This is a genomic window from Chitiniphilus shinanonensis DSM 23277, assembly GCF_000374805.1.
GTDB classification, from domain to species: domain Bacteria; phylum Pseudomonadota; class Gammaproteobacteria; order Burkholderiales; family Chitinibacteraceae; genus Chitiniphilus; species Chitiniphilus shinanonensis.
Window position 1 is genome coordinate 1 of sequence record NZ_KB895364.1, and the last position, 19,305, is coordinate 19,305.

The 19,305-nt window shown below is 67.5% G+C and carries 15 protein-coding genes; 8 read left to right on the top strand and 7 right to left on the bottom strand.

Features of this window, described 5'->3' with window-relative positions; all coding sequences use genetic code 11:
* The 4 genes from C556_RS23665 to tssC all read right to left on the bottom strand — a co-directional run.
* Positions 1 to 319 (bottom strand): hypothetical protein (locus C556_RS23665; protein ID WP_211214757.1); only part of this gene is annotated, 319 nt, incomplete at its 3' end.
* 187 nt (positions 320 to 506) lie between these two features.
* Positions 507 to 893 (bottom strand): GPW/gp25 family protein, encoded by a 387-nt coding sequence (locus C556_RS0118430; protein ID WP_018749724.1) that lies wholly within the window; start codon positions 891 to 893, stop codon positions 507 to 509.
* Positions 894 to 1,044: 151 nt separating this feature from the next.
* Positions 1,045 to 1,611: an Hcp family type VI secretion system effector gene (locus C556_RS0118435; RefSeq protein ID WP_018749725.1), complete on the bottom strand. Its 567-nt coding sequence runs from the start codon at positions 1,609 to 1,611 to the stop codon at positions 1,045 to 1,047.
* 18 nt (positions 1,612 to 1,629) lie between these two features.
* Entirely contained in the window at positions 1,630 to 3,648 is a 2,019-nt protein-coding gene (gene tssC / locus C556_RS0118440; protein ID WP_018749726.1) for a type VI secretion system contractile sheath large subunit, read from the bottom strand.
* Positions 3,649 to 4,383: 735 nt separating this feature from the next.
* On the opposite strand from tssC, the gene C556_RS0118445 reads away from it, so the two are divergent.
* The 3 genes from C556_RS0118445 (at position 4,384) to C556_RS23675 (ending at position 8,098) form a co-directional block, all read left to right on the top strand.
* On the top strand, positions 4,384 to 5,289 hold the full coding sequence (locus C556_RS0118445; RefSeq protein WP_018749727.1) for a hypothetical protein: 906 nt from the start codon (positions 4,384 to 4,386) through the stop codon (positions 5,287 to 5,289).
* A 345-nt stretch (positions 5,290 to 5,634) separates the two neighbouring features.
* A complete protein-coding gene (locus tag C556_RS23670) occupies positions 5,635 to 6,633 on the top strand; it encodes a DUF4394 domain-containing protein (RefSeq protein ID WP_157236273.1) in 999 nt (332 codons plus the stop codon).
* A gap of 298 nt (positions 6,634 to 6,931) precedes the next feature.
* Positions 6,932 to 8,098: a hypothetical protein gene (locus tag C556_RS23675; protein ID WP_211214758.1), complete on the top strand. Its 1,167-nt coding sequence runs from the start codon at positions 6,932 to 6,934 to the stop codon at positions 8,096 to 8,098.
* A 62-nt stretch (positions 8,099 to 8,160) separates the two neighbouring features.
* Here the strand turns inward: C556_RS23675 and prmB are convergent, their stop codons facing one another.
* Positions 8,161 to 9,069 (bottom strand): 50S ribosomal protein L3 N(5)-glutamine methyltransferase, encoded by a 909-nt coding sequence (gene prmB, locus C556_RS0118460; RefSeq protein WP_018749730.1) that lies wholly within the window; start codon positions 9,067 to 9,069, stop codon positions 8,161 to 8,163.
* Between the two features lie 206 nt (positions 9,070 to 9,275).
* Between prmB and C556_RS21165 the strand changes: the two genes are divergently transcribed.
* From C556_RS21165 to C556_RS0118480, 4 genes are all read left to right on the top strand, one after another.
* Positions 9,276 to 10,766, top strand: coding sequence for a DEAD/DEAH box helicase (locus C556_RS21165; RefSeq protein WP_018749731.1), 1,491 nt, complete (start codon positions 9,276 to 9,278; stop codon positions 10,764 to 10,766).
* A gap of 5 nt (positions 10,767 to 10,771) precedes the next feature.
* Positions 10,772 to 11,233, top strand: coding sequence for a YiiD C-terminal domain-containing protein (locus tag C556_RS0118470; RefSeq protein ID WP_018749732.1), 462 nt, complete (start codon positions 10,772 to 10,774; stop codon positions 11,231 to 11,233).
* 848 nt (positions 11,234 to 12,081) lie between these two features.
* Positions 12,082 to 14,397: a glycosyl hydrolase family 18 protein gene (locus C556_RS0118475; protein WP_026263212.1), complete on the top strand. Its 2,316-nt coding sequence runs from the start codon at positions 12,082 to 12,084 to the stop codon at positions 14,395 to 14,397.
* Positions 14,398 to 14,619: 222 nt separating this feature from the next.
* On the top strand, positions 14,620 to 16,698 hold the full coding sequence (locus tag C556_RS0118480) for a PhoX family protein (protein ID WP_018749733.1): 2,079 nt from the start codon (positions 14,620 to 14,622) through the stop codon (positions 16,696 to 16,698).
* A gap of 118 nt (positions 16,699 to 16,816) precedes the next feature.
* Here C556_RS0118480 and C556_RS0118485 read toward each other — a convergent pair whose 3' ends face one another.
* Complete coding sequence (locus C556_RS0118485) at positions 16,817 to 17,578, bottom strand: SDR family oxidoreductase (RefSeq protein WP_018749734.1); 762 nt, start codon at positions 17,576 to 17,578, stop codon at positions 16,817 to 16,819.
* Between the two features lie 126 nt (positions 17,579 to 17,704).
* Positions 17,705 to 18,640 (bottom strand): LysR family transcriptional regulator, encoded by a 936-nt coding sequence (locus C556_RS0118490; RefSeq protein WP_018749735.1) that lies wholly within the window; start codon positions 18,638 to 18,640, stop codon positions 17,705 to 17,707.
* 476 nt (positions 18,641 to 19,116) lie between these two features.
* Between C556_RS0118490 and C556_RS23330 the strand changes: the two genes are divergently transcribed.
* Positions 19,117 to 19,305: hypothetical protein (locus tag C556_RS23330; RefSeq protein ID WP_211214759.1), on the top strand; the 189-nt coding region annotated here is incomplete at its 3' end.

The window sequence follows — 19,305 nt, forward strand, 5'->3', positions numbered from 1 at the left end:
TCCTCCCGTTACGTGGCGCCGAGGAGTGGAGCGAGACCTTAGGCTCGCGACCGACGTAGGGAACCCCGGAGGGGCGCAGACGCGGGGCTCCTTTTTTTTGGTTCGTTTCTTTTGGAGAAGCAAAAGAAATGAACCGGCCCGCCCGGTCGCGAAGGGCATCAAACAACCGCGCCGCAGGCGCTAGGCGGTTAAACGCCTTTGCAGTTGCAGTTGCAGTTGCAGTTGCAGTCGCAAACCCAGATACAACAGCCACACCCCGCCCCCTGCCTTCGGCCCGGCAGCCAGCCACCAACAAAGCAAAGTGCAGGAAGGGGTTCATGTCTCTTACCATTCTCAAAAAAAGCAACGCTCGAGCACCGCGAGGCTCCCTCGCGGCGGCGAGGGCGGGGGGAGTGGAATCGACCAGGGTTGAGCCCCTGCCGGCATCCCCACGCCGGCGAGCGCCCGGCTTGGCCGGGGGCTTGATTCCAGATGAGCCGCAGCCCATGCGCGCCCGGTCATCGGGCTCAATGTTGTGGTAAAGCAAAATGAAAAAGATGAGCCTGGCCGCTCTCGGCCAACACCCCGCTTACCGCCAGCCGCCACGGATGCAACGCGTCGTGCGGCACCGGCTCCACATTCACCACCACGTCCCGCAGACGCGGCTCGTACTCCGCGATCAGTTGCGCCAGCCGCACGCCGTAACGCGCCAGCTGACCACGATTGTTCAACGCCAGATCGGTCACGTTCTCGATCCCGAAATCGAGCAACCCCACCCGCTCGCCCGTCACCCAGGCGCGGGTGGACACCAGCCGCCCGATCTGCGCCGCCACCGCCGCCGCGGGATCGAAAGGCTCGGTGCCGCCACCGGGCAAGGCCGGCTCGCCGACCAGACGTTCGAAGAGGAATCTCATCTGCTTAACCCCGGGGAAGAGGGAAGGGAGAAGGGGGAAGGGAACAGGCAACGACAAGGCCGCTGCATGCCCGCGCGGGCTTCGGGTTGGGGTTGGCTTTTACCCTTCCCCCTTCCCTCTTCCCCCTTCCCGGCGGCAACGCCGCCCCCCCTTAATCCGTGAACTGCCCGATCGGCCGGTTGCGGGCGATACTCCAGCCGGCCGACAGGTTGCCGGCGGTGGTGGTATCGGCCTTCTGCACCGTGTAGGTCCACAGGATCTCGGTGAACGACAGCTTGAACTGCTCGGTGGGCATGTCGTCCGGGTGCGACTGGAACTGGATCTCGCTGATGATCGCGTCACGCAGGGCGATGGTCAGGATGTTCGCGGTCTTGTCGCCCGAGTTGCGCGCGATGTAGAGCTTGGTCGGCTGGTCCTTGCCCTTGCCCAGGGGCTGGGCGCGCAGGCAGTACTCGAAGAACTTCACCGAGGTCTTGTCCACGTACTTCACGCAGGTGAACTCGGTGATGATCGGCCGGCCCGAGGTCCGCGCGGAGTTGCTGACGTCGGTGGTGATCTGCTGCTTCATGCCCTGGTGCACCGACACCAGTTCCAGGCACTTGCCCAGGTCGAGCACCTCGTCGCGCCACTCGTTGTCGATCAGGCTGCCGCCGTTGTCCCAGCTGTTGTCGCCGCCGAAGATGTCGGAATCGCCCGGTTGTAAAAGAATCAGGTCCATGTTGGTTCCTTCCCTGGTTTACTTCGGCAGATTCGCCACCAGGCGAATCGACGTGGTCAGCTCTTCGAGCTGGAAGTGGGGTTTCAGGAATACCGTGGCGCGGTAGGCGCCCGGCTCGCCCGGCACCTCGGTGACGACGACGCTGGCCTGGCGCAGCGGGTAGCTGGCCTTCACTTCCTGGGTGGCGTTGTCGTCCAGCAGCACGTACTGGGCGATCCAGGTGTTGAGGAACGACTCGACATTGCCCCGGGTGAGGAAGGTGCCGATCTTGTCGCGCATGATCACCTTGATGTAATGCGCGAAGCGGCTGGCGGCGAGGATGTACGGCAGCATTGCCGAGATGCGCGCGTTGGCGTTGGCGTCGTCGGTGATGTACTTCTTCGGCAGGTTGGTGGTCTGGCCGCCGAAGAACGCCGCCTTGCCCGCGCCCTTGCAGTGGCACAGCGCGATGAAGCCCAGGTCGTTCAATTCCTTTTCGCGGCGGTCGGTGATCGAGACCTCGGTCGGGCAGAACAGCTCGCGGGTGCCGGCGTCGGTGTCGTACACGTATTGCGGCAGCCCTTCCACCAGGCCGCCGCCTTCCACGCCGCGGATCGCCGCGGTCCAGCTGTAGAGGGCGAAGGCGTTGGTGATGCGCTCGGCCAGCACGTAGGCGGCGTTGCCCCACAGGAACTTGCGGTTGTCCTGGCCGGCGACGTCCTCGGCGAAGTTGATGCCTTCGGCCGGCAGGGTCTTTTCGCCGTAGGGCAGGCGCAGCAGCACGTGCGGCAGCACCAGCGACACGTAGCGCGAATCCTCCAGCTGGCGGAATTCGCGCCATTCGCCCAGGTCGGCGCCTTCGAAGATCTTGGCCAGGTCGCGCGGCTTGGCCAGCTTGTCGTAGCCGTCCAGGCCGAACAGGCGGGGATCAGCGGCGGCCAGGAACGGCGCGTGCGCGGCGGCGGCCACTTCGGTGATCTTGCGCAGGAAGCGGATGTCCTCGCCGGCGCCGCCGAATTCGTAGCCGCCCAGCAGCAGGCTGTAGGGCGCGCCGCCGTAGGTGCCGTATTCGGCTTCGTAGATCAGCTTGAAGATGGTGCTCTGGTCGAATTCGACCGCCTTCTCCATATCCTTCAGCAGCTCCTGGCGCGTGGCGTTGAACACGCGCAGCTTGAGCATGGTGCCGGTCTCGGTGCGCGACACCAGGTAGAACATGCCGCGCCAGGTGGCCTCGATGGTCTGGAAGTTCTCGGCGTGCATGATCGCCGACAGCTGCTTGGACAGCGCGGCGTCGATCTCGCCGACGCGGGCGTCGATCAGCGCGGTGGCGCCCCGGGTGACTTCGAAATCCGGGTCGGCCTTGAGCTTGTCGTTCAGCGGCGCCACCACTTCGGCGACGAAGCGGCCGACCAGAGTGTTGGCGGCCTCTTTCTCTTCCGGGGTGGATTGGTCGTTGACCCAGCGGCCCAGCAGCTTGGCGTCGACCTCGGCGGTGGGATCGAGCGACGGGGTCACCGCCGCGGCCTTCCACTTGTCGGCGCCGTCGGCCGGGGCGTAGCTGGCCACCAGCTTGTCGCGCAATGCGCCGCCGGTCTTGGGCGCGGTCACGGCGTCCAGCAGCGCGGCCAGGGTGTCGTCGGTCTCGGAGCGCGCCTGCACCATGCGGATCTGGGTACGCGCCACGTAGCGCTCGTTGAGCAGCGGCACGGCGGTGACGATGTTCAGCGGCTCGAAGTCGTCCAGCGTCTTGAACACGATGGCGCCGGACAGCTTGCCCGGCTGCTCGGAGAGCAGGTCGTCCACGCCGGACAGCTTGACGCGCGGCGCGGCGGTCTTGAGCACGTCGTTGAAGTTGTCGCGGTCGATATCGACCATGGTGCGTTCCTTCAACGGCGGAAACGCCTCCGGATCCTCGCGGTCGGCCGAGAGGTCGGCGAACACCCCGACGATGAAGGGCAACTCGCGTTTCTCGATCGCCCCGCCGGTTTCCACGTCGTAGGTGATGCGCACCCGCGGCGGCCGTATCCGCAGCAGGCGCTTCTGAATGCTTTCGGTCATCTTGAACCTCGCTCTGTCAGCAAAAGAAGTTGCTTGGAACCCATCCGCCGCGGATGGCGCGGATCGGCTCCCCGTCGCGGCGATCTCGACGGTGCGCGCCCCCGGCTGCCCGACCCTCGGATCGGCCAGCCTGCACACCAGGAGCCCCGCGCCGGCGACGACCGTGGCGCGGCCATGCTTCGGCCACGTCTTGGTCCTCCCCGGCATTTGGACTGGGCATCACACCAGTCGAGCGCCGGGATCGTCCGCCCGGGCCAGGGTTAACAAGAGGCGTGCCAGGCCGCGCATTTTTTACAATGCGTTGATTTTCAAGAATTTTCTGATCGCGGCGCGCGACAGGACGGGAACAATTCCACCCAGGGCGGGTGGCTGGCGACGCGGTGCCGGGCAAGCAACGGCGCCGCGTGCGGGCGGGTGGGACGATTTCCGCCCCACGGGGCAAGGAATCACCCGCCGCCACCGCCGGCTGGCCCGGTGCGGCGGATGGCATCGCGGCGGCGGAGGCCGGCGGCAAATCCATTCAATACATTGATTAACAAGGGTTTTATACCCTGACCGGTACGCCATCCGCCCCACACCGCAAGGTCTTTCTTCCGGCCCGCCGATTTTGAAGAGTTATCCCATTGGCGCCCGCCCCCCGCCGCGGACAATTTCATCCATGGACGACCACGTTCGCGCTGCCGCCGGACTGCCTCATCGGGCATCCGGCCCATCGCACGTTGTGGAGCAAGCGAGATGAAACTCACCACCCTGTTGATTCCCCTGGCGATGGTGGGCGTGCTGGTGCATTGCGGCAGCGGCCCCAGCAGCGCCCTGGCGCCGGCGGCGCCGGCGATCCGACCCATCGGCCAGGCCACCGGGCCCGCCACCCCCTTCCCCACCCCACCCAGCGGCTGGCTATTGCACGGCGGCCAGGGCAGCGCGCTGTTCGGCGCGGTGGCCGGCGACTTCATCGGCCGTGGCAGCGACGCCTGCCCCGCCGCACCGGTGGCGCTGGACATCCGTCCCGCCGACGGCGTGCTGCTGGGCATGACCGCCGACCACACACTGCTGGCGATCGCCCCGGCGCAAGGGCGCTGCGAGCCGCAGCCGCTGGGCCCGGTGGGCGAGGCGCTGGATCAGCTCGGCCTGCCGGTGCGCGGCTTCGCGGTGAACGACGATGGACTGTTCGCGGTATTGCTGGACGACGGCGAGCAGGGGCGGCTGGTGACCTTCAAGCCCGGCGACCGGGCGTTGCGTTCCGATCTCACGCTCTGGGCGCAGACACCCGGCCAGATCGAACGCCACGCGGTGGCCTTCGGCATCGATTTCAAGACCGGCGACAGCCGCCAGCTGGTGGTGCTGTCGCGCCGCGACGCGCGCGAGACGGCGCACGTTGTCACCTACCGCGCCGACGGCAGCTTCGCCTACAGCGCGCCCACCAGCGTGCTCAAGCACGGCGGCGGCCTGCATGACGGCGACATCGCCATCGTCGGCAATGCGCTCTACCTGCGCACCGGCCACCACGGCGAGGTGCCCGGCACCATCGAGGAATACGCGCTGGACGATTTCACCCTGCGCGACTACCGCGGTGGCACCGGATCGCTGCCGCTGGCCGCCCGCCACGACACCGGCCCCGCGCTGGCGGTGCGCTTTCCATGAAAGCCGCCCGCTGTCACGGCGGCCCACGCTCGGCGCGCGTGGTCCAGCGGTGGCGCGGCCGGCGCATCGGGCGGTACTGGCCCAGCCTGGCCGGGCCACTGCGCCGCCTTCGACGATGACGCAACCGGTCATCTGACCTTTCATCACGGACAGGCGGCAGATTTTCAGACGGCCCTCCTTTTGCAATCCGCCATGCGCCTGGGATGTTTGAGGCACGTCAAGCAAAGCCCAACACCCAAATCCGACTATTGAAAGCACGCAGACAGCAAACCCCGATGTCGCGTGACGTCGCAAACACATCCCCCACCCGAAGATTTTTTCTCAATCTTGTGAAAGGAAATGACGATGAAACTCGACGCTAGACTCAAACCCACATTGATTGCCCTGGCGTTCTTCGGCGCGCTGGGCCTGGCCTCCTGTGGTGGTGGCGGTGGCGATGGCGGCAAACCCACGCCGACACCGACCACCACCCCGACCACCACCCCGACTACGGTCCCGACGCCGACACCGACCCCGACGCCGACACCGCCTCTGCTCGCCGGCTGGATCAGCTACAACGCCGCCGCGGGTGTCGGCACCGCCTGGTACGACACCGACACCGGCGCCTACTTGCAGAACGGCACCGACAACTGCGCCGACAAGCCGGTGGCCATGGATTTCCGTCCCAGCGATGGCGTGCTGATGGGCATGGCCGCCGACGGCAAGCTGATGACCATCGATGAAACGGGCACTTGCGATGTGGTCAACACCGGCGCCATCGGCACCGCGCTGGCCGCCCTGGGCCAACCCATCATCGGCTTCGCGGTCAACCCGGCAGGCGTCTACGCGGTGCTGGCGGACGACGGCGCCAACGGCCGCCTGATCACCTTCAAGGAAGGCGATGCCGCGTTCAAGTCCGACACCACGCTGTGGGCCGGCGCGACCGCCACACCGACCCTGACCGACAGCCGCGCCTTCGGGATCGACTTCATGGATACCGGCGACACCAACAGGCTGGTCGTCGCCACCCGTAAGGCCGTCATCCCCAACAGCGACGAATGCGGCTCCACCCACCTGTTCGTCTACGACGCCGACGGCGCGCTGGTCAGCGACACGGCGGGCGGCAAGTCGTGTTACAGCCGTTACAACCCGGGGAACAACGACATCGCCATTGCCAATGGCCGGCTGTACCTCCGCGAAGGGAACAACGCGACCGCGGCGGGCTACGTGGTCAATTTCGACCCGATCACCCATGTCCAGTCGCGTTACAACGCCGACAACTATGTGTTGTGGCTGGACAGGACCAGCACCACCAACCCGACCAACACCGCCCTGGCGGTGCGCTTCCCGCCCGCGGACAACTGATCGCTGTCCTCGGGCCCTGCGTGGGCCCGCTCCCGAGGGCGCGCCCGCCGCGCCCTCGGGCTTTCAGACCCGCGGCAATCTCCGGTGCACAGACCTGCGTGCACCGCCCCCTCCTCTGGCATGGCAATCCCGCCAACCAACCCGCGATGTTGCCACGCATCAAGCACGGGCCCGACCGGCCGGCCGACCATCGTAGAAACGGTGATGCGCCAAGCACTTTCCAGAGCAAGCCCGACCATGCCACGGCCTGCGCCGCAGGCGATGCCCGAGGCTCCTTCAAAAGGGAACGAACATGGACATGAAACCAACCCTGATGTGCGCCGCGGTGTTGGCCGGCCTGGCCCTGGCCAGTTGCGGTGGTGGCGATGGCGACGGCGGTATTCCGCCCACCGCTCCGCCCACGCCACCGGTGTCGCCCACGCCGACACCACCCGATGCTCCGACACCGACACCACCCGATACGCCCACACCCACGCCGCCGGTGTCGCCGACACCCACGCCGACCGGTATGCCGACACCGACACCACCCACACCGACGCCGAGCGGTGTGCCGACGCCGACACCGACCGCGCCGCCGGTCACGCCCACGCCGGTCCCCACGCCCACGCCAACCCCGGGGGCCAATCCCAGCGGCTTCTTCCTGTATGGTTCCGGCGGCGGCAGTGGCCTCCAGCAATACACCTGGGTCGACGACGGCATCACCACCTCGCAGTTCTACGACTGGCCCGCCGGTCGCAGCATCGACCAGTGCACCGCCAAGCCGGTGGCCACCGATATCCGCCCCAGCGACGGTGTGCTGGTCGGCATCGACGCCAATCGCAACCTGATGGAAATCAACCGCGTCACCGGCGCCTGCACCCCGCTGCCCAACCTGGCCGCCGCCGCGCCGTATTTGACCACCGGCGATGTGCGGGGCTTTGCCATCAGCGACAACGGCACTTATGCGGTGTTGCTGTACCACGTGGGCATTCCCACGCTGGTGCACCTGCGCATCGTGCGCTTCAAGCCCGACCAGGCCGCGATCATCTCGACCCACGAGCTGTGGGACTTCGGCACCGACGCGACCACGGCGCCGCCGCCGGCGGGTATCAATGCCAGCGATCCGGTGGTCGCCATCGACTTCGCCCCGGCCTCGGCGCCCGAGGAAATCCTGACCACGGCGATCAACCGCAGCAACCAGAACTACTGGACCGTCGGCTTCCGCTACGACCTGAACACGCCGGGCGCGCTGGTCACCATGACCAATGCGACGCCCACGCGGATCCAGGTCGGGCATCCGATCACCAACCCGCTCACCGACATCGCGGTGGTGGGCGATCGGCTGTGGGCCGTGTACCCCGCCAGCACCACGCCGATCTATACGATGCATCGGGTCAACGGCACGGACGGGTACAACGTCCAGATGACGCTGAACGCCCCGGTGGGCAGGTCGCTGGCGGTGTCGAAGCCGACCCCCACGCCTTGAGTGAGCCCCACCACGAAACAGGGCGCCATGCGGCGCCCTGCTTTTATTTCATGTGCGGAAGGTTACAGCCCCGCCTCCACCAGCATTTCGCGGGTGAGCAGGAACACGAAGCCGTCGCCGGCCGAGGTATCCAGCCACACGAACGGCAACTGCGGGTAGGCGGCTTCCAGCGCGTCGCGGTTGTGGCCGATCTCCACCACCAGCACGCCCAGCGGGTTCAGGAACTGACTGGCCTGGGCCAGGATGCGACGGGTGACGTCCAGGCCGTCCTCGCCGCTGCCCAGCGCCAGTTCGGGCTCGTGCAGGTATTCCTGCGGCAACTCTTCCACCGAGTGGGCGTCCACGTACGGCGGGTTGGAGATGATCAGGTCGTAGGTCTCGCCGGCCAGCGGCTCGAACAGGTCGCCATCGACCAGATCGATGCGCTCGCCCAGGTTGTAGTCGGCCACGTTGAGCTCGGCCACGTCGAGCGCGTCGCTGCTGAGATCCACCGCGTCGATCTCGGCATCGGGGAAGGCGTCGGCCAGCAGGATGGCCAGGCAGCCGGAGCCCGTGCACAGGTCGAGCGCGCGATGCACCAGTTCCGGCTCTTCGATCCACGGCAGCAGCGCGTCGTCGCGCAGCAGCTCGGCGATGAACGAGCGCGGCACGATCACGCGTTCGTCCACGTAGAAGCGGTAGTCGCCCAGGAACGCTTCGCGGGTGATGTAGGCCACCGGCACCCGTTCCTCGGCGCGGCGCTGGATGGCGCTGACCACGGTGTCCAGTTCCTGGGGCAGCAACACGGCGTCCAGGTAGGGTTCGAGCTGGTCCAGCGGCAACTGCAAGGTGGCCAGCACCAGGTAGGCGGCCTCGTCGAAGGCGTTGTCGGTGCCATGGCCGAACGACAGCCCGGCGGCGTTGAAGCGGGATACGGCGAAGCGCAGGCAGTCGCGCACGGTGGTCAGGCGGGTGCGGGCAAGATCGTACATGGTGGGGCCTCCGGTCGTGCGCGGCGCGGTTTGCCCGGCCGCAAGCACCCAGGTGGGTGCAAAAATAGCCGCAGTTTAGCCCAACGCACGCCGCGCGGTATGCAGCCCGCCCGCGTTGGTGTTACATTTCCTGCTTTTCTTCAAATACTTGGCGAATTCTTACGGCGTTCGACGCTGGGAATATCGTGGATAAGGGTCAATCAGGCATGACGTTTGCAACGCTGGGGCTGGCGCCGGAAGTTCTCAAGGCGGTAGCGGAAGAAGGTTACGAGCATCCCACCCCCATCCAGGCACAGGCGATTCCGCACGTGCTCTCCGGGCGGGATCTGCTGGGCGCGGCGCAGACCGGCACCGGCAAGACGGCGGCCTTCGTGCTGCCCATCCTCACCCGACTGGCGCCCCACGCCAATACCAGCGTCTCCCCCGCCCGCCACCCGCTGCGCGCACTGATCCTCACCCCCACCCGCGAACTGGCCGACCAGGTATTCGAAAGCGCCAGGTCCTATGGCAAGCATCTGCCGCTGCGCAGCCACGTGGTGTTCGGCGGCGTGGACATCAACGGCCAGATCCCGCAATTGCGCGGCGGCGTCGAGGTGCTGGTGGCCACGCCGGGCCGCCTGCTCGACCACGTGCAGCAAAAGACGGTGAACCTGTCGCAGGTCGAGATCCTGGTGCTGGACGAAGCCGACCGCATGCTGGACATGGGCTTCATCCTCGACATCAAGAAGATCATTTCGCTGCTGACCAACCGCAAGCAGACGCTGCTGTTCTCGGCCACCTTCTCGCCGGAGATCAAGAAGCTGTCCGGCGAATTCCTGAAAGACCCGGCGCTGGTCGAGGTGGCGCGGCAGAACGCCACCAACGACAACGTCGAGCAGATCCTGCATCCGTGCGAAACCTTCCGTAAGCGCGCGCTGCTGGCGCACCTGATCCGCACCCACGACATGGGCCAGGTGATCGTGTTCAACCGCACCAAGCAGGGCGCCGACCAGGTGGCGCGCGACCTGAAGCGCGACGGCTTCGACTGCGAGGCCATCCACGGCGACCGCGACCAGCGCTCGCGCCTGGAGGTGATGGCCCGCTTCAAGGAAGGCCAGCTGAAGATCCTGGTCGCCACCGACGTGGCGGCGCGCGGGCTGGACATCAACGAGCTGCCGTTCGTGGTGAACTTCGAGCTGCCCAACAGCGCCGAGGACTACGTGCACCGCATCGGCCGCACCGGCCGCGCCGGCGCCAAGGGTGTCGCGATTTCGCTGGTCGATCCGGGCGAGGACAAGGCGCTGGCCGGCATCCAGAAGCTGATCAAGAAAGAGCTGCAACTGACCCCGGTGCCGGGGTATTCGCCGGGCACCACCCGCGCGCCCGAGCCGCGCCGCGAGGAAGCGCCGCGCCGTGGCGACCGCAACGAGCGTGGTGATCGTGGCGACCGTCGTAACGGCGAACGCAATGGCGGCGAACGCAATGGCGAACGAGCCGGCGAGCGCGACGCCTATCGCGGCCGCGAGCGCCCCGCCGCCCGCGCCACCCACGCCGCGCTGGAGCCGAGCATTCCCAGCATGCCGCTGCTGCGCGACAAGCCGCTGTCGCAGATCCCGGCGCTGTTCCTGCCGCCGCGCCAACCGCCGCAACCCGCCCCGGCGCCCGTGCCGGCCCCGGCGGTCGCGCCCGTTCCCGCCGCCGAGCCCGCTCAAGACTGAACACGTTGAACGCGGCCTCCCCCGAATTCGCCCCGCACTGGCAAGCCCGCCTGCGGGGCGGTTTTCCATTGCTGGACGCGATGCGCGTCGAGGTGCGCGGCGACGCGGATGGCTGGGCGCTGCACGCGCCGTTCGCGGTCAACCGCAACGACCACGGCACCGCTTTCGGCGGCGCGATCTCCACCCTGGCCACCATCGCCGGCTGGATGGCGGCGCTGCTGGCGGCCGCCGACGACGCGGACGCGGTGATCCAGTCCGGCGACACCGAATTCCTGCTGCCGATCCACGGCGATTTCCACGCGCGGGTGTTGCCGCCACCGGCGGACGATGTGGCGCGCCTGCGCCGCGCGCTGGCCCGTGGCCGGCCCGGGCGGCTGCATCTGGTGGTGGAAATCCGCGATGACGCCGACGTGCTGGCCGCGCGTTTCGCCGGCCGTTACGTGGTGCAGGCCGCCGACGCGCGCTGAAGCCGCTTCGCGCCTGCCGGTCGCCGCACCGCCAGGCAGCCTTGCCCGATGGCAGCCGCACGCCTGAGCGGCAAAAAAAGAAGCGGAGGGTTTGCGCCCTCCGCCCAGGATGAAATCGTCCCACCGTCGGCGTGCCGGGAGTGGACCACGCCAACGACCAGACCACGCAGGCACCCGCGTTGCGCGATGTCACCTGCCGAGCACCGCGCGCGCAATCTCGCCATCGCCCGCACGGAGGCGATACGGCAGGCTCTCCGCGCAACGGGGCCGCATCGGCCCCACGCACCTGTCGTATCGCCCGCACAGCTTCGGGGTCGAGGCCGGCGCTGACAACGGCCCAGGCCGGCCCGTTTCACGAATCGCGCAACCAAACCCTTTGGATTCAAACGCTTGGCATCACATTGCACCGGCGACGATTTCACGGACAACGTCGCCCGCCGTGCCCGATGGCGGTGCCTGCCCGCCCGGCGTCGGCCCGGGATGGCCATCAGGGTTTTTGTCTGCGCAGCGTGCGCCGTCTTGTCATTACAATCGCCCGATCACGCGCGCCCAGGGCGAATCGACCTTCAAACGCGGGATGCGTTGGTCCGTGGGCCGGATGGCTGCGCGAAGCGCGGCGCAGCAGATAGCCTTCCTCTCTGCAAGCCGTGCGACAAAGCAGACGCCGGCCCACGGACCAACCCGCAGGGAAGGACTTCCTTCGCACCCGCGTTTGAAGGTCGATTCGCCCAAAGCGCGCCACAAAACAGAGCCACCGCCGCAACCGGCGCGGCGTCGACGACATCGCCCGGGCGACGCGTCGGCGACCGTCGCCACGGACGGATGGCTCGCGATAAAGAAGGGTCGGGATGGAGCGCACGAAACCTTGGCGATGGCTGGTCATCGCGGCATGGGGCTGGCTGCTGGCCGGGCAGGCCCTGGGGCGAATCGACCCGCCCGCCTCGCCCGTGGTGGCGGGCTATTTCGCGTCCTGGGCCACCTATCACCGCCCCGCGCCGTTCGAGCGCATCGCCTTCGGCCGCCTCACCCACCTGATCTACGCCCACGCCGCACCGACCGCCAGCGGCGACGTGGTCGCCGCCGATTTCGTCGCCGACCTCAATCACGCCTACCCGGCCGAGAACGGCCTGCCCGCCGCGCGCGGCAACTACGCGCGGCTGCGCCAGGTGCGCGCGCAGTACCCGGGGCTGCGCACGCTGATCTCGATCGGTGGCTGGGATCGTTCGCGCGACTTCCCGGCCATCGCCGCCGACCCCGCGCTGCGCCAGCGCTTCGCCCAGCGGCTGGTCGCCTTCCTGGCGCGGCACGGTTTCGATGGCGCGGTGATCGACTGGCGCTACCCGGTGGTGGGCGGCGCGCCCGACCTGCGCGCCGGTCCGGCCGACGCGGCCCATCTGCTGGCGCTGATGCAGGCATTGCGCAACGCCTTCGACGCCCAGGCCCCGGCACGGCACTACACGCTGGCGCTGACGCTGGGCGGCAAGCTGGAGCAGTCGCGCACGCTGGATGTGCCGGCGCTGGCCGCGCTGAGCGACTTCGTGGTGCTGCTGGCCTACGACTACACCGGCACCTGGCGCCGCACCACCGGCCACAACGCACCGTTGCGCGGCCCGGACGGCGGCGTGGCCACGCTGATCGACGCGCTGGCCGCGCGCGGCGTGCCCGGCGACAAGCTGGTGCTGGGCATCGACAACCAGGGCAACGCCTGGACCGGCGTGCCGCCACAGGCGCACGGCCTGGGCCAGCCGTCGTCCGGCGCGCTGCTCGGCAGTTGGGACGACGAAAACAGCGGCGCCACCGGCCTGCTCGACCACGACGAAGTGCTGACGCTGGCCGGCGAGCCCGGCTTCGTCCGTCATTGGGATGAACAGGCCGGCGCCGACAGCCTGTACCACGCCGGCAAGCGCCTGTTCGTCACCTACGAAAGCGCGCGCGCCCTGCGCGCCAAGCTGGCGCTGGCGGACGCCCACGGCTATCGCGGCGTGGCGCTGTGGGAGTTGTCCGGCGAGGTCGGCGGCGACGCCAGCCTGCTGCGCCAGGCGCACCTGCACTACGACCCGCTCGGTGGCCATGCGCAGAACGTGCTGGAAGCCTGGCGCGCCCGGCCGCCGTGGGCCGATCCGCTGGCCGGCGCGCTGGCCGCGCTGTTGCTGGCGCTCGGCGGTGGCTGGGGCTGGCGCCGTTGGCATGGGCGACGACAGCAGGCGCTGGCGGTGCGCCAGCACGCGGCGCAGCTGTGGTTGCTGCTGCCGCTGTTGCAGCGTCTGCGCGATCCGGCTCTGGCGCAGCGGGTGGACCCGTCGCGCTCGCCGGGCTGGGTGGCGCTGCGCGACCGCGCGGCGCGGCTGGAAGCCCACCTGGCGCTGGCCGCGCCGGCGCGACCGTCCCCGCCCGCCGCGGTCATCGACGTGACACCGCTGCCCGACGCCGCGCCGGCCGCCGCCGAAGCGCCGTCGCCGGCCGGCCGCCTGGCCGAGCTGAACGCACTGCTGGCCACGCTGGGCGAGCACAAGAGCGCGGAGCGGATGCTGGAAGTGATGATGCAGTTCCTGGCCGAACGGCCCGAGGTGGCCGGCGTGGCGCTGATGCAGGACGGCGCGCCGGTGCGCCAGGCCGGCGACGCGCCGGCCGAGGCCGAAGGCGTGCTGGCGCCCGGCGTGCATTTCAGCGACGACCGCCGCCGCGCCTGGCTCAACGCCGACGACGGCTCGGATTACCAGCTGACGCTGACGTTCCACGCCCCGGCCGACGCCGAGGACGAAGCGCTGCTGCACCATCTGGCGCGGCAGATCGCGCTGGTGCGCCAGCATCTGACCGAACTGACGCGCCAGCCGCACGTGCTGTCCGAGCTGTACGAGATCGCGTCGCGCCGCGACAAGCTGCTGTTCATCCGCGCCGACAAGGGTTACAGCGGCATCCACACCGCCGACGGCGGCATGCCGCTCTACGTGACGCTGCGGCTACGCGCCATCCGCCTTTACTTCACCGAGGACGTGCTGTTGCAGGTGCACCGCTCGTATCTGGTGAATCCGCGCCGCGTGACGCGCGCCAACCATGTCGGCAAGGGCCAGTACGAACTGCTGGTGGGCCGCAGCGCGGTGCCGGTACGTCGCCAGGTGCTGCCCCGCCTGCGCGAGCTGTATCCACAGTGGTTCGGTGCATGAAACTGCAACAATTCCGTCACCCCGACGCCACGCTGCGGTAAACAGCGCTCCCGATAATCGCTCCGCCCGAACAGACGGCTTAGGCCCTGAAAAACGAGAGCGACGAGCAAAACCCGGCCCAGCTTCAGCAAGCAGCGAGACCCACCGGCGATACAAGGCGCCTGGCAGATTCGCGCGGCGCCGCCAGGGTTTTGCTGGCCGCTCCAACCACTGGAGCGCATCATGAGCACCTTCGACCACGACGACATTCCGTCGAACCTGTCCGACAACGAACACTTCAACGACGTGGTGCAGCGCGTCGTGTCCCGCCGCAACATGCTCAAGGGTGGCCTCGGCCTGTCCGCCGCGATGTTCCTCGGCGGCTCGCTGGCCGCCTGTAACAGCAGCGACGGCGGCAGCGCCACGCCGACACCGACACCGACGCCCGGCCCGACCCCCACGCCGGCCCCGACCGCGCCCAAGCTGGGCTTCACCGCCGTGCCCGCCGGCTCGGGCCACAGCATCGTGGTGCCGCAGGGCTATCGCTACCAGGTGATCGCGCCCTGGGGCAGCCCGCTGTTCAACAACTCGCCCGCCTGGAAGGGCGACGCTTCCGACACCGGCGCCGACCAGGCGCTGCAGGTGGGCGACAACCACGACGGCATGCACTTCTTCCCGCTGACCGGCGCCGACGGCAAGGAGCTGAGCGACGAAGGGCTGCTGGTGATGAACCACGAGTACTGCAACTACGAGTACTTCTTCAAGCCGGAAGCCGGCCAGACCTATCCCAACACCTGGACGCTGGACAAGGTGCGCAAGGCGCAGCACGCGCACGGCGTATCGGTGATCCACGTGAAGCGCGTGAACGGCGAATGGCAGGTGCAGGTGGGCTCGGCGTACAACCGCCGCATCCACGGCAACACCCCCATGCTGCTGACCGGCCCGGCCGCCGGCCACGCCATGCTCCAGACCAGCGCCGACCCGACCGGCACCATGGCGCTGGGCACGCTGAACAATTGCGGCAACGGCTGGACGCTGTGGGGCACCTATCTCACCTGCGAAGAGAACTTCAACAGCTACTTCGGCACCGTCAACGCCACCGACAGCCGCGACGCGGTGATGAAGCGCTACGGCCTGTCGGCCAAGGGCACCGGCTACCGCTGGGAGGAACTGGACAAGCGCTTCGACTACGCCCAGGAGCCGAACGAATCGAACCGCTTCGGCTGGATCGTCGAAATCGACCCGTGGGACGTCAGCTCCACCCCGAAGAAGCGCACCGCGCTGGGCCGCTTCAAGCACGAGAACTGCGCCATGACGCTGGCCAAGGACGGCCACGTGGTGCTGTACATGGGCGACGACCAGGCCAACGACTACGTCTACAAGTTCGTCACCGCCGGGGTATACGACGCCGCCAACCCGCTGGCCAACCGCAACCTGCTCGACAGCGGCAAGCTGTACGTGGCGCGCTTCGACGCCGGCGCCGCCACCGGCGACATGATGGGCACCGGCCAGTGGATCCTGCTGGACAAGGCCGCCAATCCCACGCTGGCCGCCGACGCCGGCTTCGCCGACCAGGGCGCCGTGCTGGTCAAGACCCGCCTGGCCGGCGACGCGGTGGGCGCCACCAAGATGGATCGCCCGGAATGGGTGACCGTGCACCCGACCACCGGCGAGGTCTATCTGAGCCTGACCAACAACACCGGCCGCACCGTGCCGGACGATGCCAACCCCCGCGCCAGCAACGCCTTCGGCCAGATCATCCGCTGGCGCGAAACCGACGGCGACGCCGCGGCGCTGACCTTCGAGTGGGATCTGTTCGTGCTGGCCGGCAACCCGATCGCCTTCCCGGATCGCAGCGACCTGCGCTCGGGCTCGGCCAACGTCACCGCCGACAACACCTTCAACAGCCCGGACGGCCTGGCGTTCGCCCCGAACGGCCTGCTGTGGATCGAAACCGACGGCAGCAACAGCAACACCGGCATCAACCAGGGCCAGGGCAACAACCAGTTGCTGGTGGCCGACCCGGCCACCAAGGAAATCCGCCGCTTCCTGGTCGGCCCGGACGGCTGCGAGATCACCGGCATCACCTTCACCCCGGACGTGAAGACGGTGTTCATCAACGTGCAGCACCCCGGCGAAGTCAGCGGCCCGAACGCTCCGGTGCCGCCGGCCGGCAAGACCATCACCGACGTGCTGCTGGCCGACCCCACCGCCTTCAGCAAATGGCCCGAAGGCGCGCCCGGCATCAGCGGCGCCATGGGCCGCCCGCGTTCGGCCACGGTGGTGATCTGGAAGGAGGATGGCGGGGTGCTGGGGGTGTGATGCCCCCGCGCCTCCGGCGTGGATCGCCACGGTAGGATGCCTCCGCCCAGGTGCAGCGTTTGCGGCTGCCCTGGGCGGCGGCACATCGGGCGCCGCCACGATCAGGGCGAAGCGAAGGTCACATCGCTTCTTTGGTAGGCATGATCACGACCTGCTGAAGGTTCACGTGCTTCGGCAGGGAAACCAAAAAGCGCACCGTTTCCGCGATGTCTTCAGGCTTGAGGAAGTCGATGCTCTTGGCGGCTTCAGCCAGCCAGTCCCTTGCGCCCTGAAACGTCACATGACCTTGCAACTCGGTCGATGTGATGCCCGGTTCCAGCACGGCCACGCGGATGTTCTTCGGTCCGAGCTCAACCCGCAGGTGGCGGGAAAGATGGCTCACAAAAGCCTTGCTGGCCGAATAGGCGGCGAAGTAACCGAAGATGTTCTGGGCCGTGATCGACGACGTGTTGATGAGATCCACCGTCCTGCCTTCGGCTGCGGCGGCCTCCAGCTGCGGCAGAAAAGACTGGATCACCCGCATTGCGCCCGTCACGTTGAGGTCGATCTGACGTTCCCATTCGCTGATGGGTTGGGTGCCCATGGCGCCGGGTAGCATCAGGCCGGCATTGTTGAACACCAGGTCGGCGTTGCCGTACTCGCGTTGCACCGCGAGCGCGGCGGCATCGGTCGACATCTGGTCGGTCACGTCGGCGACGATCACCAGCGCCTCACCGCCGCCCCAGCGTATTTCCTTGGCGACTTCCTCCAAGGCGGCTTGGCGACGTGCCATCAAGGCAACCTTGGCGCCACGCGAAGCGAGTGCGAGGGCGGTGGCACGACCCATGCCACTGGAAGCGCCGGTAATCACCGCAACGCGGCCTGCGAGTTCTTGCGTCATGACATTTCTCCTTGGGATGGTTCAGGTGTCGGAATCGACAGGCGCCATCCTAGGGAGCGGTCATTGTTGCCGGTAGAAGGCCCTCCGGCATATGACTATTAACCGCAAGTTAACAGTGGTGCAGGATCAGGGCTTTCCGCTCAGCTCGCGGCCGTGAAGGTAGAAGTCCTCGCTGGTACGCAGCCGGTCACCGGCAAAATCGATGAAACGGCGGACCCGTGCCGGCATATCCAGGCGCTGGGCGTAGAACAGATAAAGCCCCATGCGTTCGCTCACGGTGTCGGTCAGGAGCGGCACCAGCTTGCCGGCACGGATGGCGCTGGCGGCGTTGATGCTGTCGATCTGGCCGATGCCCATCCCCTCGATCACCGCCTGCATCTCTGCTTCGGGGTCGCTGCAACACACGCTGTATTGGTTGTGCAGGTACGTTGTTTCGCCATTTGCGTGGAACTCCCACGGCACGGGCCGACCCGTGCCGGGCTGCCGATAGCCCACGCAGCGGTGATGGATCAGATCGGCGGGTTGGTCCGGTGGACTGCGGGTTGCCAGATAGGAAGGGGCGGCGCAAACGATCAGCTGGATGGGAAACAGCCGCCGCGCCACCACTTGCGCGGTAGGCGCATTGCCGGCTTTGAACCCGACATCGATGCGCTTGATGACCGTATCGGTGGTGCCGTCTTCCAGTTCGAGGTCAAAGCTGATGCCGGGATAGCGCTGGCTGAACTCGGCCAGCAAGGGCATCAGCACCTTGCGCCCGACGGCGCCACCCGCGCTGATGCGGATCAGCCCCTCTTCATCCTGTGCGGCATTGCGCGTGCGGTTCAGCGAGGCGATCAGCCCCGCCATGTTGTCTTTGACCGAGTCGAAGAACAGCTGGCCGTCTTCGGTGAGCGCACACTTGCGCGTCGTGCGGTGGAACAGGCGAACACCCAGATGTTGCTCGAGCTGACGTATCGCCTTGCTCACCGCCGCGGCCGAAACACCCAACTGAGTGGCGGTCCTGTTGAAGCTGCCAAGCTCGGCCACCTTGATAAAGGTCGCGATCAAACGAAGTTCGTCCAAGGTGTTCCTCAATCAGACAGCGTCAAGTACGTCTCCTGGATGATAACTGCTCTTGATACAGCCAAGCTGCTGCGGCAACGCCGCGGCGCTGTTTGGGCGGGATGGTTCAAAGATGCCTGGATGGATGGGAAAGCAAAGGTTGCTCAACCGAGTTGCGTGTCCGATTCGAGCCGGTTGCCGCCGGCATCACCGGCGTCATGCGCAGCCCACGCTCGGCCACGGGGTGATCTGGAAGGAGGATGGCGGGGGGCTGGGGGGTGATCCCGAAGTCATGGTTTAAGAAAAAAAGCCGGGCTGAATGCCCGGCTTTTTCATAGTTTGGCTTGAATCAAGCTTTGCCTTGCCAAAAGACAATGCTGTTTTGACTTTCCGTTTCCGACAGATAAAATCACGCCGACATAGCATACAGCTTGAGCACGGATGCACCGTGCCTGCCTCTCCTCTTCACTCTCCGTTACGTATAAGGTGCCGTCGCCATGGTCGCGATCGTCAGTGGGAATGCCCTCGGCCTGCTCAACAGCCAACTCGCTCCCCAACTCGGCTCAGGATCCGCCACCGCCACCACCGGCCGTAACGGCGAAGCCGCCTCCGTCAACGTCGCCAACGGCAACCTCGTCCTCCAACGACGCGACGAAATCCTGCGCGCCACCGGACTCGGCGCCTCG